Source organism: Agrobacterium vitis (assembly GCF_014926405.1).
Taxonomy (GTDB): Bacteria; Pseudomonadota; Alphaproteobacteria; order Rhizobiales; family Rhizobiaceae; genus Allorhizobium; species Allorhizobium vitis_H.
Genome location: NZ_JACXXJ020000006.1, coordinates 26,933 through 41,602, shown reverse-complemented (window position 1 = coordinate 41,602; position 14,670 = coordinate 26,933). Strand labels below are relative to the sequence as shown.

16 protein-coding genes and 4 pseudogenes are annotated in these 14,670 nt (G+C 55.7%); 9 read left to right on the top strand and 11 right to left on the bottom strand.

Going from position 1 to position 14,670, the window contains the following annotated elements:
* Positions 1-16 precede the first annotated feature (16 nt).
* Both IEI95_RS29065 and IEI95_RS29555 read left to right on the top strand, forming a co-directional pair.
* Entirely contained in the window at positions 17-1,321 is a 1,305-nt protein-coding gene (locus IEI95_RS29065; RefSeq protein WP_156537542.1) for a condensation domain-containing protein, read from the top strand.
* Positions 1,318-1,944 (top strand): thioesterase domain-containing protein, encoded by a 627-nt coding sequence (locus IEI95_RS29555; protein WP_156537541.1) that lies wholly within the window; start codon positions 1,318-1,320, stop codon positions 1,942-1,944. The genes IEI95_RS29065 and IEI95_RS29555 overlap by 4 nt, the downstream gene beginning before the upstream one ends.
* 219 nt (positions 1,945-2,163) lie before the next feature.
* On the opposite strand, the pseudogene IEI95_RS29550 reads toward IEI95_RS29555, so the two are convergent.
* Together IEI95_RS29550 and IEI95_RS29055 are read right to left on the bottom strand one after the other, a co-directional pair.
* Positions 2,164-2,247: pseudogene (locus IEI95_RS29550) on the bottom strand (transporter substrate-binding domain-containing protein); the annotation flags it as partial.
* 106 nt (positions 2,248-2,353) lie between these two features.
* Complete coding sequence (locus IEI95_RS29055) at positions 2,354-3,070, bottom strand: IS6 family transposase (RefSeq protein WP_156537540.1); 717 nt, start codon at positions 3,068-3,070, stop codon at positions 2,354-2,356.
* A 144-nt stretch (positions 3,071-3,214) separates the two neighbouring features.
* Here IEI95_RS29055 and IEI95_RS29050 point away from each other — a divergent pair, with 144 nt between their 5' ends.
* Together IEI95_RS29050 and IEI95_RS29045 are read left to right on the top strand one after the other, a co-directional pair.
* A complete protein-coding gene (locus IEI95_RS29050) occupies positions 3,215-3,493 on the top strand; it encodes a ribbon-helix-helix domain-containing protein (protein ID WP_156537539.1) in 279 nt (92 codons plus the stop codon).
* Positions 3,493-3,795, top strand: coding sequence for a type II toxin-antitoxin system RelE/ParE family toxin (locus IEI95_RS29045; RefSeq protein WP_156537538.1), 303 nt, complete (start codon positions 3,493-3,495; stop codon positions 3,793-3,795). Before IEI95_RS29050 ends, IEI95_RS29045 begins: the two co-directional genes overlap by 1 nt.
* A gap of 26 nt (positions 3,796-3,821) precedes the next feature.
* Here IEI95_RS29045 and IEI95_RS29040 read toward each other — a convergent pair.
* Positions 3,822-4,029: pseudogene (locus tag IEI95_RS29040) on the bottom strand (IS6 family transposase); the annotation flags it as partial.
* 236 nt (positions 4,030-4,265) lie between these two features.
* Positions 4,266-4,982, bottom strand: coding sequence for an IS6 family transposase (locus IEI95_RS29035; RefSeq protein ID WP_156537537.1), 717 nt, complete (start codon positions 4,980-4,982; stop codon positions 4,266-4,268).
* A gap of 35 nt (positions 4,983-5,017) precedes the next feature.
* On the opposite strand from IEI95_RS29035, the pseudogene IEI95_RS29030 reads away from it, so the two are divergent.
* Positions 5,018-5,743: pseudogene (locus IEI95_RS29030) on the top strand (sensor histidine kinase); the annotation flags it as partial.
* 14 nt (positions 5,744-5,757) lie between these two features.
* Positions 5,758-6,165 carry a response regulator gene (locus IEI95_RS29025; RefSeq protein WP_156616697.1) on the top strand — a complete coding sequence of 136 codons (408 nt, stop codon included), beginning with the start codon at positions 5,758-5,760 and terminating at the stop codon, positions 6,163-6,165.
* Between the two features lie 133 nt (positions 6,166-6,298).
* Here the strand turns inward: IEI95_RS29025 and IEI95_RS29020 are convergent.
* The 7 genes and pseudogenes from IEI95_RS29020 to IEI95_RS28990 all read right to left on the bottom strand — a co-directional run bounded on the left by IEI95_RS29020 (position 6,299) and on the right by IEI95_RS28990 (position 11,812).
* Positions 6,299-7,022 (bottom strand): annotated as a pseudogene (locus IEI95_RS29020) (IS6 family transposase).
* Positions 7,003-7,182, bottom strand: a complete 180-nt coding sequence (locus tag IEI95_RS29855; RefSeq protein WP_070165866.1) for a hypothetical protein — start codon at positions 7,180-7,182, stop codon at positions 7,003-7,005. The pseudogene IEI95_RS29020 and the gene IEI95_RS29855 overlap by 20 nt, the downstream one beginning before the upstream one ends.
* Before the next feature lie 216 nt (positions 7,183-7,398).
* A complete protein-coding gene (locus tag IEI95_RS29010) occupies positions 7,399-8,109 on the bottom strand; it encodes an IS6 family transposase (protein WP_194417415.1) in 711 nt (236 codons plus the stop codon).
* 74 nt (positions 8,110-8,183) lie between these two features.
* The gene (locus IEI95_RS29005) at positions 8,184-8,861 is read right to left on the bottom strand and encodes a GntR family transcriptional regulator (RefSeq protein WP_194417414.1); all 678 of its coding nucleotides are present in this window, start codon (positions 8,859-8,861) and stop codon (positions 8,184-8,186) included.
* Positions 8,862-8,886: 25 nt separating this feature from the next.
* On the bottom strand, positions 8,887-9,804 hold the full coding sequence (locus IEI95_RS29000) for an isocitrate lyase/phosphoenolpyruvate mutase family protein (RefSeq protein ID WP_194417413.1): 918 nt from the start codon (positions 9,802-9,804) through the stop codon (positions 8,887-8,889).
* A complete protein-coding gene (locus tag IEI95_RS28995) occupies positions 9,801-10,616 on the bottom strand; it encodes a citryl-CoA lyase (protein WP_194417412.1) in 816 nt (271 codons plus the stop codon). The genes IEI95_RS29000 and IEI95_RS28995 overlap by 4 nt, the downstream gene beginning before the upstream one ends.
* Entirely contained in the window at positions 10,616-11,812 is a 1,197-nt protein-coding gene (locus IEI95_RS28990) for a CoA transferase (RefSeq protein WP_194417411.1), read from the bottom strand. Before IEI95_RS28990 ends, IEI95_RS28995 begins: the two co-directional genes overlap by 1 nt.
* 309 nt (positions 11,813-12,121) lie before the next feature.
* Between IEI95_RS28990 and IEI95_RS28985 the strand changes: the two genes are divergently transcribed.
* The 3 genes from IEI95_RS28985 (at position 12,122) to IEI95_RS28975 (ending at position 14,666) form a co-directional block, all read left to right on the top strand.
* Complete coding sequence (locus IEI95_RS28985) at positions 12,122-13,111, top strand: tripartite tricarboxylate transporter substrate binding protein (RefSeq protein WP_194417410.1); 990 nt, start codon at positions 12,122-12,124, stop codon at positions 13,109-13,111.
* Positions 13,112-13,196: 85 nt separating this feature from the next.
* Positions 13,197-14,183, top strand: a complete 987-nt coding sequence (locus IEI95_RS28980; RefSeq protein WP_194417409.1) for a Bug family tripartite tricarboxylate transporter substrate binding protein — start codon at positions 13,197-13,199, stop codon at positions 14,181-14,183.
* Positions 14,184-14,186: 3 nt separating this feature from the next.
* Complete coding sequence (locus IEI95_RS28975) at positions 14,187-14,666, top strand: tripartite tricarboxylate transporter TctB family protein (RefSeq protein ID WP_194417408.1); 480 nt, start codon at positions 14,187-14,189, stop codon at positions 14,664-14,666.
* The last annotated feature ends 4 nt before the right edge of the window (positions 14,667-14,670 follow it).

The following is a 14,670-nucleotide window of genomic DNA, read 5'->3' as shown; positions in this document are numbered from 1 at the left end:
CGGAAGGAAGCGCGTCATGCCGCCACTGCCAGAGATTGTAACGCTCACCCTCCCCAGCGGACGTTTTGCCTTTGTCTATGCCCGCGGCAGAGAGGAGGCAAAAGAGCATTTGGCCGGGCGCCGCGCATTGCTGACGCCTGATTATGCCCATGAACTGACGGAAATTCCCTTGACGCCGATGCAGGCCTCAATGGTGTATCCCGAGTTTTTTCACGGTCATCTGACGGCGAATACTGTCGCCTACATCATCAAGCCCGGCGCTTTCGGCCAAATCGACCCGGACCTTGAAGAGATTGCGACATGCCTGGGACTGGCCTTTCCCCTGGTGACGGCGGTGGTTGTCGAGGGTGACGATGGTTTCGCATTTCGTCTGCCAAAAGAAGAGGTTCTGGGCGAACACTTTGTCTTTCGGGCAGAGCGGGGTTTTATCGACGAACGCGACTGTATTTCCTTTCTGTTGGATCGCCCAATAAGCCTGTTCGAAGGGCCGCTGCTGCGGTTGGGCGACGTCGATATCCTGGGACAGCGACATCTCGCCGTGCTGTTTCACCATATTCTTGGCGACCATATTGGCCAGCTGCAATTGCTTCGTGCGCTGATGGCGTTTTGTGCGCCAGGCAAGGTTGCTCTTGATGAGAGCTTGCCGGACCTTACTTTCGTTCCTGAGACTTTGAAGCTGGAAAGACGTCACGGCGATGCTGTGGAGCAGAGCCTGGATTTCTGGGCAGGCTATGGTGAAAGGGCAACCGTTTCGAGCCTGAGTCACGATGGAGGCGGCGTCATCTGGCATCAGACAGAAATCCCTCTGCCTTGGACCCGCTATACTCGCCTGCAATGGGCTGCCATGCGGGCCTATCGCTCTGCGATTGGCCGGTTGAGCGGGACCACCGATCCCCTGGTGCTATGCCTGTTTTCGCTGCGTGAGAAGCAGCAGGGCCTGGGTTTCTACACGGTCGCCGCCCCAATTCTGTTCGAGGACAACCTTCTTGGCGTCGATGACATGCCGGAGGATTTCCACGACTGTATGGAGGCGTTCCGCAATCACAGCATCGTTGGTTCGGAAGAGATCCAGGCTGCCACTGGATGGGATGCGGGGCAGATTTCCTACCTGTTCAATTTTGTCACGATGCCGGAGGAAGACTTGCTCTGGATGAAGAGCACCCTGCTGGATGCGCCTTCCGAAAATCCCCGAACGGATCTCGATCTGACCTTTATCGTGGCGGGCGCGCAACTGCATTTGCATCTTGCCTCCAGGCTTGATGAGGAAAGGCTGGCACCGTTTCTGAACTGCTTTCTTGAAACGCTGAAGGATAACCTATGATACTGTTGCTGCCGGATTTTGTTGGATATCCTTTTTGCTATATGGGCCTGATGAAAGATCTCGGGGAGGCCGTGGTTGCCGTGGCCGAGGATTACAATGACTATTGGCCTTACGGCTCTCTTGAAGAGCTTGCGGCCAGTATCGTCAGCCGACACAGGGGGCAGCAGGTTACCAAAGTTGTTGGCTATTCCTTTGGCGCACATCTCGCAGCCCATGTGATTGCGGCAATCACGCGCCAAGGTGGAGGTTCTCCTCAACTCTTCATGATTGACCCGCCAGCACTCGAGGGACTTGCCGGCATCGACCGCGCCAAAATCCTCAAGCGCTTGCAACAAGACGAGTCCTATCAGTATATCTTTGATCTCGTTGATTGCGAGCTATCCAACCTTGACTGCATGGTCGAAAACATCTGGCTACTGACAAGCGCTCAAACATCCATGCCGCCATCGAAAGCGGCTAGAATTTTCATGCAGCAGGACAGGGAAACTCAAATTCCGCCTGAATCTCTTCACCGATATCTCGGAGAATTCACCAGGCTTTCCTATGTAAAGGAATGCAATCATCAAACCATACTCAAAGATGAACATGTGATTGAGCAATTGCTGGACCTTTTGAAAACATGACGGCGGTGGTGCAGCCTTCAGCGACAGTTCGTCATTTAGTCTTTGATAGGCCGTTAAGGCGACGCCACCGTTGAATGTAATCGATCGACGGGCGAGGTGAGAGAGGCTCTTCAGCGGCTGGATGAGGTCATCCATGACCGGCCGGGACTGGCTATCTTTCACTCCCATGGATGAGAGTGAAAGACGTGCTGTGCCGTCCATCTCTGGAAGCTTAAGCGCCTTTGCGACGACAAAATAGTTGGAGGTAAGGGCATAAGGCTCCGAAAACCCGATGACGGCTTTTCGCTTATCGGTGATCGACATGCCGGCCATGATTGCATCGACTTTGCCAACCGTCAGCGCGGGAATGATGCCATCGGCACCGTAAAGTTAACCGACACGGGTCAAAAATATTGCGCTCGGCTTTCGCTTATGCGGTTTGCAGGCATGCGATTTCGTTCCACATCTGCATGGCCTGGGTTCTCAGTTCGCGATGATTGTCTGATGAGATCTCGTGGCGTGGAATGTGAAAAAGGTTGGCGACAGGGTCATGAATTGAAACGAAACGCTGGAGATGTCGCGCTGATTTGAAGCCCTTCATGATCCGTTCTCGTCGCCGTGTCGGTTGATGGGAATTCTCCGCCCGATTGTTCAGTCCTTTGTGCAAGCGATGCTCGACGCCGGGCATGATGTCGCGCTTTGCCGCGCCATAGGATCGCAGCTTGTCGGTGATTGCCACGCGCGGCGAGTGCCCCTGTCCTTTCATAAGCTTTCGCATAAGACATTTGGCGGCCTTGGTATCGCGGCAGCTCTGCACCAGCACGTCGAGAACGAAGCCATCCTGATCGACGGCGCGCCACAGCCAGTGTTTCTTGCCGCCAATGGAGATGGCAACCTCATCAAGATGCCATTTGTCGCCAAGCCGACCGGTGGATCTTCTCCGGATGTCATTGGAGAAATGTCGGCCGAATTTCTCAACCCAGAAACGCACGGTCTGGTGCGAAACGATGATCCCTCGCGCCGCCAGCAGATCTTCGACCATGCGCAGACTGAGCGGAAAACGAAGATAGAGACACACGGCGTGGGCAATCACTTCAGCTGGAAACCGATGGCGACGATAAAGGCGTTCGCGAGGGACTTGGGTCATACTGAAAGATCGCACAGGTCTATCGCCGACAGGTTAACCTTACGGTGCCGCACCGCCAGATAGCGACATTTTAAGGTAGTCAGGAAGCAGTAGGATTAAATCGTGTCGCATGGTATAAGAAGTCAGAAACGAAAGTGACCCCCAATGCGCACAACCCAATCCCTCAGCATCACCCTTCCCATTGAGATGGCCGAAATGGTCAAGGCCAAGGTCGCGTCCGGCGAATATGCTTCCGAAAGCGAGGTTATCCGCGACGGCCTGCGCACGCTCGCCGCACGCGATTCTGTGGTGGAACGCTGGCTCCGTGAGGAAGTGGCTCCCGCCTATGACGCCCATAAGGCCGATCCGACGCGGGCGGTGCCTCTCGCTGACGGCATGGCAAATGTTCGTGCGCACATCGCCAAGGCCAAAAGCCGTTCTTGATGAAGCACTATACAATCCGCCTGTCACTGGAAGCGCAAACCGATTTGGTGGAAATCCATGAATCCATCACGACGCGTTCCGGCTCCGCCGTCACCGCCGACCGCTACATTGAGCGCATCGACGGCTTCCTGTCATCATTCGACGTATTCCCCGAACGTGGCACGGTGCGTAACGAAATACGTCCCGGCCTGGGCATCGTCGGATTCGAGCGGAGCGTGAGCGTGGGGTTCGTGGTTGAGGACGACGACGGGGTCATCCTGCGCATCCTTGCAGGTGGCCGTGAACTCACAATGGACGAATAAGCTATTTAAGGGCATCGTAACGTTAACCGGATATCGTTGGCAAAATGTCTACCGAATTTCTCCGCCCAGAGCCGCACGGTTTGATGAGAGACGATGATGCCACGCACTGCCAGCAGATCCTCGACCATCCGCAGGCTAAGCGGAAACCGGAAATAGAGCCAAACAAGCATGCGCAATCACCTCGCCGGGAAATCGGTGGCGACGATAAAGGGGATCACGGCTGGATCTGGTCATGCAGCCAGATCCCACATTTTGATCGATGTCCGGTTAACGTTACGATGCCCGCACATTAGCTGATCCGCGCACCAACGCCATATCACTTCCTTTAGCTTTCCTGATTGTTCGGGCTGGCAGCGCTCAAGCCGCGAAGATGGAAGCGCGCAAGGGCGCGGTTCGCAATGTGCAGATCTGCCGGACAGGCACTGTAAACTTATCGCCTTGAACGCACCATCTTGGCGTGAGGAATTAGTTCATGCGGCGTGAAGGCGCGCGATTTGGTGCCATGCTTGCATGGCAGCTGTTCGCAGTTCGCGATGGTGGACGGATGGAATGTCGTGGCGGGGAATGTGAAAAAGGTTGGTGATCGGGTCATGGATGGAAACGAAACGCTGAAGATGTCGTGTTGACTTGAAGCGCTTCATGATCTTCTCGCGTCGTCGGACGGGCTGATGAGAATTCTCGGCCCGATTGTTCAGGCCCTTGTGCGAGCGATGTTCGATGCCGGGCATGATATCACGCTTCGCCGCACCGTAGGATCGAAGCTTGTCGGTGATTATCACACGCGGCGCACGGCATTGCCCTTTCAGGAGCTTGCGCATCAAACGTTTGGCCGCCTTGGCATCGCGGCGGCTTTGCACCAGCACGTCGAGAACAAACCCGTCCTGATCGACGGCGCGCCAGAGCCAATGTTTCTTGCCGGCGATCGTGATGACAACCTCGTCGAAGTGCCATTTGTCACCGAGCCTGCCGGCTGAGCGCCGCCGAATGTCATTGGCGAAATGCCGGCCGAACTTCTCCGCCCAGAGCCTCACGGTTTGGTGAGAGACGATGACGCCACGGGCAGCCAGCATATCCTCGACCATCCGCAGGCTCAGCGGAAACCGGAAATAGAGCCAAACGGCATGGGCAATCACCTCGGCTGGAAATCGATGGCGACGATAAAGTGGATCACGGGCAAATCTGGTCATGCCACAAGATCCCAAATGTTGATCGATGCCAGGTTAACTTTACAGTGCCGCAGCGCCAGTTCGTGGCCATGGCGTCACATGAGTTCCGCACGCCGCTGGCCATCATAGACGGGGCGGCGCAGCGCCTGATGCGGCGCAAGAGCGAGGTCACGCCAGAATTTGTTGGCGAAAAGGTCGGCCAGATCCGTGGCTCGGTATCGCGCATGGTTGACCTGATGGAAAGCATCCTCGCTGTCGGCCGGCTCGACCATGGCATGATCGACATCCGGCCGGAACCTTGCGCCATTGCCGACCTGATCCGCCTTTGCGCCGCAAGCCAACGCGATATCACCCCCAGCCATCGCTTCAATCTGGATCTCGAGCATTTACCGGCGATGATCTCGGCTGATCGGTCTGCGCTGCAGCAGGTCGTTACGAACCTTCTCTCCAACGCAGTCAAATATGCACCCAATTCACCCGAGATCGACGTTCGGGGATGGCAGGAGAACGGCAGCGTTCATGTATCTGTCAGGGACCGGGGCATCGGGATCGACGCCGACGACCTGCCGAAAATGTTCCAGCGCTACTTTCGGGCTCGCACGTCCACCGGCATAGCCGGGACGGGTATCGGGCTCAGCCTGGTGCAGCAGATCGTCGAACTTCACCGGGGTACGCTTTCGGTCACAAGTGAAAAAGGCCAGGGATCGATCTTCACCATCAGCCTCCCATTTGCCGCAACCGAAAAGATCACATCAGACATCCACAAAACAGAGGCCGCCTGAGGCGGGAATTCAGCATGAGCAAGATTACTATCCTATGCATCGAAGACGAGGACGCGATCCGCACTCTGGTGGTGGAAGAACTGGAGGATGCCGGCTTTAAGACGTTGCAGGCCAGCAACGGAAGGGAGGGTCTGGAAGTGATCCTGACAAAATGGCCCGACATCGTTATTTGCGATATTACGATGCCGGAAATGGACGGGCATCAGGTGATGGCGGAGATCCAGATCAACCATCCCGAGTTTTCCAATGTCCCGTTCATTTTCCTAACCGCGCTCGCCGACAGGGACAATATGATTGCTGGCCTTCAGAGCGGAGCCGCTGACTACCTAACCAAGCCGATTGATTTCGACATCCTGCTTGCTAAGATCACGGGCTGTGTCACACGAATTGAAAATGATGAGAAAATGGGTCGAGCCTTCTAGTCGGGAAGTTTGAACAAGAATTTTCGAATTCTTACGGGAGGCGATCATCATCCGCAGACCAGGGACACGAGCTGATTGTCCGGCATCGTAAAGTTAACGTGCCAATTCCAAGGAAGCGCGATATTTGCTTCGATCAGACAGCTTGAAGGCGAGCGACGTCTCGCCAAATATCCAAGGCTGCTGTTCGCAGTTCGCGATGATGGTTGGATGGAAGATCGTGGCGGGGAAGGTTGAAGAGGTTTGCGATCGGGTCGCGGATGGACGCGAAACACTGAAGATGTCGCGCCGACTTGAAGCGCTTCATGATCCTCTCCCTTCGTCGGACGGGCTGATGGGAGTTCTCCGCTCGATTGTTCAGTCCCTTATGAGAACGGTGTTCGATGCCGGGCATGATCTCCCGTTTTGCCGCGCCATAGGAGCGTAGCTTGTCAGTGATCATTACACGCGGCGCGCGGCCTTGCGCTTTGAGGAGCTTGCGCATCAAACGCTTTGCCGCCTTGGCGTTGCGACGGCTTTGCACCAGCACGTCGAGAACAAAGCCGTCCTGATCAACGGCGCGCCAAAGCCAGTGCTTCTTTCCACCGATGGTGATAACTACGTCATCAAGGTGCCATTTGTCCCCGAGCTTGCCCGCAGATCGCTTGCGGATGTCCTTGGCGAAGTGTCTGCCGAACTTCTCGGCCCAAAGTCAAACGGTCTGATGAGAGACGATGATGCCACGCGCTGCTAGCAGATCCTCAACCATCCGCAGGCTGAGCGGAAAGCGGAAACCGGAAATATAGCCAAACGGCATGGGCGATAACTTCCGCTGGAAATCGATGTCGGCGATAAAGAGGATCACGGGTAAATCTGGTCATCCAGCCAGATCCCACATTTTGCTCGATGTTCGGTTAACGTTACGATGCCCTTCAGGGCATTCTTGGTTGGGTAACCCATCTGACGAATGGTTGCCCTGACACGTTTGCCCAGCTTGATGTAGAGCTCGAGCGCTCGGATCCTGTCTTCATAGGAATACATGAACTACCCCCTGGTAGTCCAAGTTTTCGTCCTCATCCCCTAATGCCTATAAGCAGTTTGAAAGACGCGGATCTGTTGAACTTCGTCTCGATATGACACGCAAGGGGCCCGGCGCCGCGCCGTTGGCACTTCCGCTTCATGCTAGAGCGTTATTTCCGATAAGGGTATTGCCAAGTTGTTCGCCTTTGGTTTCGAGGCGGCGAGGCGGGCGGTATTTCAAGCTACCATTTCTGCAGTATAATCGGTCCACAGGCAGAAGGCATCTGCCCTTGCGTGGCAATATGAGAGAGCTGAGCGGTTGTATCGGCGAGGGCGAAAGATGGTGTTTATCTGATCGTGGGCTGACAGGAGGCGTTGCGCTTGACGAGGCGATTTGAACCGCCCCATGATTTTCTCTCGCTTCCTCGTCTGGCGGTGTGAGTTTTCAATTCTGTTGTTCAGGCCTTTATGAGCCCGATGATCAGCATCTGGTGCCAGGTTTTGTATCGGCTTGATGTAGCTGCGCAGCTCGTCCGTCACGACGACACGCGGTTCACCAAATTGCTTAACCAGCCTGGAGAGAAAACGCTTGGCAGCCTTGGTGTTACGGCGAGTCTGAACCAGAATGTCGAGAACATCGCCGTCTGCGTCAATTGCCCGCCAGAGCCAGGATTTCTTTCCGCCGATCGTGATGACAGCCTCATTGATGTGCCACTTGTCGTTTGGCTTTGGTCGGTTCCTGCGAATGCAGTCGGCAAAATGACGGCCAAAGCGATTGATCCAAAGACGAACGGTTTCCCGGCTGACAATTACGCCACACCCGCCAAGAAGGTCTTCCACATCCGCTGTGCTGAGAGCAAACCGGTGATACACCCACACTGCGTTGGCGACATCCTCACGCGGAAAACGAAACCCCTTCAGGCGGGGAAATGAGCTCGGTAATTTCATTCCGTCTCGATACCCAAAATGCCGGGGTCAAACAACTTGGCGATACCCGGGCCATTCCATAATCAAAACAAAGCCTAAACCACCCGAGCCGAGGGTGTGATGAAATTGATTTTCACTGCGGAAATTTTGTCAAGAAGGAACAGCGCTTGCCGCAGATTTTGCGATTCGAGTTCAATCGCAAGTTCTTGAGCGAGCGCAAACACCGTGTCGCCCAACTCTTCGTCTTTTATAATTTCCTTACGAACAGTTGTGGTCCGGGCTATTAGGGCGCGAACGAGGCGCGTCGCAGTTAGATTTCCGGTTGGAGCAACAATTCGTTCGTAGATATTTTCCATAAACATTACCCTGAGAAGGGCATTAGAATTATCTCCCGGGAAGGAGGATGGCTGGTGCAATCCTTCCCCAGTGAAGTGATCGACACCCTTCTGAATAAATCCCTTCAAGATGGTGAATAGCAGATCAATTTCATTGCGCTCCTCATCGCTGGATCGAGCCTTTGCGAAAAAGCCCTTCCCTGGACGGAACTGCACGAGTTGCTCAACAGACAGCCTAATCAGCGCTTCGCGGACTGGCGTCCGGCTGATCTTGAGTTCGTCTGCAAGTGTTTGAATATTGAACTGGCTGCCCGCATTCCACCGTCGAGCATAGATGTCATCTCGAAGCGAGATATAAACCCGCGCCGACTTCTCCGGATGATCCGGAGCTAAGCTTTCGTCAGCACTGACATGTGGTAAAGGGTGCTTTTCTCTCACGAGCGTTAAATCCCCTCGTTTTTCCTCACTCGCCACTTCCAACGGCGTCGATCAGCTCTCTGACCGTAGAAATGGAATCCTGAGCTTCAAGAGCTCTTTCGTGCTGCAAAATCAGCTGACAGACATTCGTCATCGCCGCGTGCGCCGCGCGGATCTGGTGATTGCCATAAATCACTAAATCGATCCCAACCTCAGCCAGATCGCACTCGTAGAATTGCGGATAGGCGGTCGGTATGACGACGAGCGGCTTACTGATGCCTTTTGCACTGCACAATCTGCGGTAGTTTGTTGCAAATTCAAAGACATCTTTTCCAGAATTCACCTTAGAGTGAACGAGAATTCCGTCTGCCGCCGACTCCAGATAGACTTCAGCGCGGCGCAATGCCTCCTCGATCCCCGCGCCTGCGATCAACGCTTCAGTACGAGCGAAAATCATAAAGTCCGTGCTCCTCAGGCTACTTTTGGCGTTGGCGATCTTCGAAACAAACAAGTGGGGATCCTCGAGCGCATGGCGAACGCCATCGGCGAGGCTCGTTCGCTTAGGAAACATTTTATCCTCGATCACCACTGCCGACACACCGATTGTTTCGAGGCGGGCGCAAAGCAGCTGAAAAGCCAGGCTCTCTCCACCAGTGTCACCATCTGCGATAAGAGGCAGATCGGTAGCGGCGGCAATCTCTTCGATGGTCTCCAGCCGCCGTTCGAACTTGGCCAACTCGATATCCGGCAAACCGCGAGATGTGGCCATGCTGAACCCAGACAGCCACAGCCCGTCGAAGCGAGCTGTTTCTCCGTTCAAAGCTAAAGCAGAAGCGGTCTGTGCTACGATCGCGGAAAGAGGATTATGAGTTTCCATAAAACGGAGCGGGCGGCCCCGTCCCAATAGCGCTTTAAGCTTTGGTCGTCGCTCTTCGGGAAGAATGTGGTGAGAGAGTAATGTCATTCTGCAGCCTCGATTTGACGATCCAACTCAAGTGGCGACGGGCCGTCATAGGTGTAGGGGAACCGGATGCGCATCGGCTTTTCGCGCTCCAGCTCTTCGCGGACATGGGTTGCGACACCGGCACAACGCCCAATGATGAAAATGAGCCGTGCGATGAGTGGCTCGAAGCCCATACCAAGCAAGACAGCGGCGATAGCCCCATCGACGTTGATTGGCAGATGGCGCCCGCTCTCGGTCTCCAGCGCGCGTTCGATCGCTTTGATCATCGCAATGGGACCGGCCGAAACCGATTGGGCCTCTGCTTGGGAAAAAAGCGCGTTAGCGCGAGGATCAGCACCATGGAACCGATGCCCGAGACCCGGAAGGCGCCGTTTTTGTTCCTTGGCTCGCTTCACAATCGATAGAGCGGCTGCGTCGAAATTGCCAACGTTGTCTGCAGCTCGCAAGGCCTCGGACAACATCACCATGGAGGCCTCGCCAGCACCACCATGCGCGTCGCCGATCGCCAACAGGCCACCCGCAACAGCAGCCTCTGGTGCACGCCTGTTGCCACTTGCGATCACGCGACCGGCCAATGTGGAAGGCGATGTCGGACCATGATCCGAAGCTGCGATCAGAATGGCGTTGAAGAGACGTCCCTCGCCAACGTCCGGTTTTCTTCCGGCAAAGAGCAAAAAAACGACCTCCCCGAACGAGCCCCAATGCATCAACTCTTCGATGGGGACGCCACGGATGTTGATACGCCCGTCACCGAAATCGGTTATGGCCGTGCGCCAGACGGCATGTTGCAGTTCTTCCGCGCTTTTCATCATCAGGCTATCCTCGCCAGTTTGATCTCGTCTGCTGGTTTCTTATCGGGAAGATTGAGTTCTCCGAGGATTTCGGCCCGGTCCTGATCCGGCCGTGGTCCAACGGAGCGGATGCGTCCGGGTGTCAACGAAAAGCGCGGAACGACGGCGTGCATGGGATAGGCGCCATAATCCGGGTCTTCGACCGTTTCGACGACACCACGTTCGCGCACATGGGCATTTACAAGAAGTTGGGAAACGTCGAGAACAGGCGCACCGGCAAGTCCTTCACGCTCGAAAATCTCAAGGAGATCCGCGAGGTCGTGCTCCGCCAGCTTCATGGTAACGGTCGCGTCTATTTCGTCACCATTCTCGACACGCGCTTCATGCGTCGAGAACTTCGGATCTTTCAATAAATCACCCAAACCAAAGACCCGGAGGAACTTCTCGGCCATGGCCGGTGTGGAGACCGATATCACAATCCATTCGCCGTCGCGGGTCAGATAGGTGTTGCGTGGCGCATTGTTTGGAGACCGGTTGCCGCGGCGTTGCGGTGTCTTGCCGGTGAGTGTGTAAGCAGCAGCCAGAGGACCGAGAACCGAGAAGATGGGTTCGAGCAGCGAGATGTCGACGACCTGTCCCTGTCCCGTCAGATCGCGATGGCGCAGCGCCGCCATTGCCGAAAATGCTGCGTAGAGGCCAGCGATCATATCGGCGATCGGGATCGGTGGCATGGTCGGAGGGCGATCCGGGAACCCCGTCATTGCCGCAAGCCCACTCATCGCTTCAACGAGTGTGCCGAAACCCGGGCGGGATGCATAAGGACCTGTTTGCCCCCATCCGGTGATGCTGACAATGACCAGTCCCGGGTTTCGCTCCAGCAGAATGTCGTGGGACAAGTTCCATTTGGAAAGGCCTCCCGGAATGAAATTCTCGCAGAGAATATCGGTTCGATCGATCAAGGCGAGTAGAGCCGCGTGATCCGACGGGATGGAGAAATCCAGGGAGATACTGCGTTTGTTGCGACCGTATTCTCGCCACCACAAATCCATGCCATCATGCCGCCAGGCGCGAAGCGGATCGCCCCGCCCCGGTTGCTCGACCTTGACGACGTCGGCCCCGAGATCCCCGAACTGAAGTGTCATCATGTTGCCGGCAACCAGACGGGTCAGGTCCAAGACCCTTACGCCCTCAAGCGGCATTTTTTCCTGTTTCAGCATCTGCCAGCGTCCTCACATCATTCTGAACGGATAACACCAAGCTTTCCGGCGCTCCTCATATCGACGTGAAATAGCTCGCCACCGGCTGATTTGGCCAACAAGAAAATATGGTGGCTTAACAAGTCAATTGTGTTTGACCGTTCGATATTTATTTCCGAATGAAATACTGGCGTTGAGACAGAGATTTATAAGTACATTATTGAAAAATACTGTCATCTAAACTTCATATTTCTGTCACGCAACTGTAATTTTTGGAGCCATCACAAATCGTTTCGCCAACGGCTGCTTGTTCGGCCAAAAGAGGATCACATGATTGAGCGTCGAACACTGTTGAAAACACTCGCAGGAACAGGTTTTGCGGCTGCCGCGCTTGCTGTGGTTCCACCGCATCTTGCTCTGGCGCAAACGCCTCGCATCAAACGATTGCGCATCATCGCACCTGCCGCCGCTGGCAGCGGCTACGATGAAACGGCACGGGTATGCGAAAGGGTCATGACAGAATCGGGGCTCATCGGAAGTGCCCAGATCACAAACATTCCGGGCGCCGGGGGCACCGTCGGACTGATGAAGTTTCTGGAGCAGTACCGCGGCCACGACGACGCGCTGCTTGTTTCTGGCAGCACGATGGTAAGCGCCATTATCGCCAACAAGACGCCAGTCGAGATTTCTGCTGCAGCACCGATCGCCCGTCTTTATGGGACCGCCAATGCCTTGATCGTGCCGGCGAGTTCCCCATACAAGACCATTGGTGATCTGATGTCCGCGTTCCGCAAGGTGCCAGAGACGATCTCCTGGGCAGGCGGCTCGATCGGCGGCGGCGATCACCTGATTGCGGGCATGTTCGCAAAAACGGCCGGTGTCGATCCTAAGCGATTGAACTATGTGGCTTTTGCCGGCGGCGGAGAAATTTTGGCCGCCCTTCTTGGCGGACATGTCACAATGGCATCATCGACATGGGGTGAGGTCGCCGAACAGGTCCGGTCCGGTGAGGTACGCTGCCTGGGCGTTACTGCCGGAAAAGATGAGACTGGCATCACTGCCCCGACCCTCCGTTCGCAAGGCGTCGATCTCGTTTTCTATACATGGCGCGCGCTGCTCGGTGCACCGGGCATCAACGTACAACAACGCGAAAATCTTCTCGCAACCGTCGATGCCATGATCAAGAGCGACCCTTGGAAAGCGGAGATCGAACGACAGGGCTGGATCGATTTCTATCTCCCTGGTGATGCGTTTGCTTCGTTTGTGGAGGAGCAGTCGCAGATCTTCCGGACAACGCTTAGAAGCCTGGGGCTCGCCTGATCTTCCAAGGACCCGATGGCGCATTCACCAGTCGCCTTCGGAACTCCAACAAACACCGTTCGGTAAATCTATCAGGAGGACCGGAATGATCTCCCGTCGAAACGTCATCAAAAATGCATCTGCGCTCGCACTGTCCGCTGCTTCAGGCATCCGTCCGTCGTTTGCGGCCGGCCAGGCAATAGCCGCGCCAGGGCGCCTGCGCATCATCGCGCCTGGATCTGTCGGCGGAGGCTATGACGCCATGGCGAGAAGCTTTGAAACCGTCCTTCGCGCCGCCGGAGTGATCGATAGCGCGCAGATAACCAACATTCCGGGTGCCGGCGGCACGGTCGGGCTTGCGAAATTCGCCCAGGAGTTTGACGGGCGTACAGATGCCTGGCTGGCTTCAGGCAGCACGATGGTCAGTGCCATTATCGCGAACAAAGTTCCGATTGACCTCAGTGCGACGACGCCGCTGGCGCGACTGTTCGGTACCTTCAACGCGCTCGTCGTACCGGCCTCCTCGGCCTTCAAAAGCCTGGGCGATCTTGTCGCAGCTCTGCGGTCGGATCCCGGTTCGGTCTCGTGGGCTGGAGGGTCGATTGGGGGTGGCGACCACCTTATCGCGGGAATGGTCGCAAAGGCTGCTGGCATCGATCCGAAACGCCTGAACTTCGTTCCGTTTACCGGTGGTGGTGAAATTCTTGCCGCCTTGCTTGGCGGGCACGTGACGATGGCGTCGTCGGGATGGTCAGAATTTTCAGAACAGATCCGCGCCGGTCAGATACGGTGCCTTGGCATCACAGCTGATCAGCCTACCGCTGGGATATCGGTACCGACATTGCGCAATCAGAACCTCGATGTCGTCTTTTACAGCTGGGGTGCCGTACAAGGACCGCCGGCTATTTCGCCAGCAGATCGCGACCATATGCTTGCGATGGTCGATACTATGGTTAGCCATCCCGCTTGGAAGGTGGAAAGCGAAAAACGGGGGTGGATCGATTATTATCTTCCAGGTGCCGCTTATGAAACTTTCGTCAAGCAGCAGGCGAACCTCTATCGCCATACGCTGTCCTCGCTCGGATTGGCGTAAACGATGACAGTGTCTCATACATTCCCTCTCGGCCTTGCCGCCGGAGTTTTTCTCTCCGTGGCGGGCGCCATCGCTGCGGTCTCGGCACTTTCGATACATGTTACAACCAAGCAGATCGTTGGACCGGAAACTGCTCCTCTTGCAGTCTCTCTCCTCCTCGTGGTGACGGGTATCGTATTGTGCGTCCACGCCCTAACGGGACGTTGGGAATGCGAGGCATTCAGTCCTTCCCCAGGCAAGCTTCGCCCCGCAACCCTCGTTTGGCTCGTGACAGGTGTTCTCTCAAGCCTTGCCCTGATCGGACCCATCGGTTTCACACCGGCATCAACCATTCTCTTTGGCGCGATCACAAGGGCGCTGGGAGCGAGGTCTTTCTTCCGAAGCCTGTTTTTCGGGTTCATCCTCAGTCTTACGCTTGAGTTGGTTTTCGTCCACGCGCTTGGCGTCGATCTCGGAACCGGCCTGCTCAGCATCACCTGGTAAATTG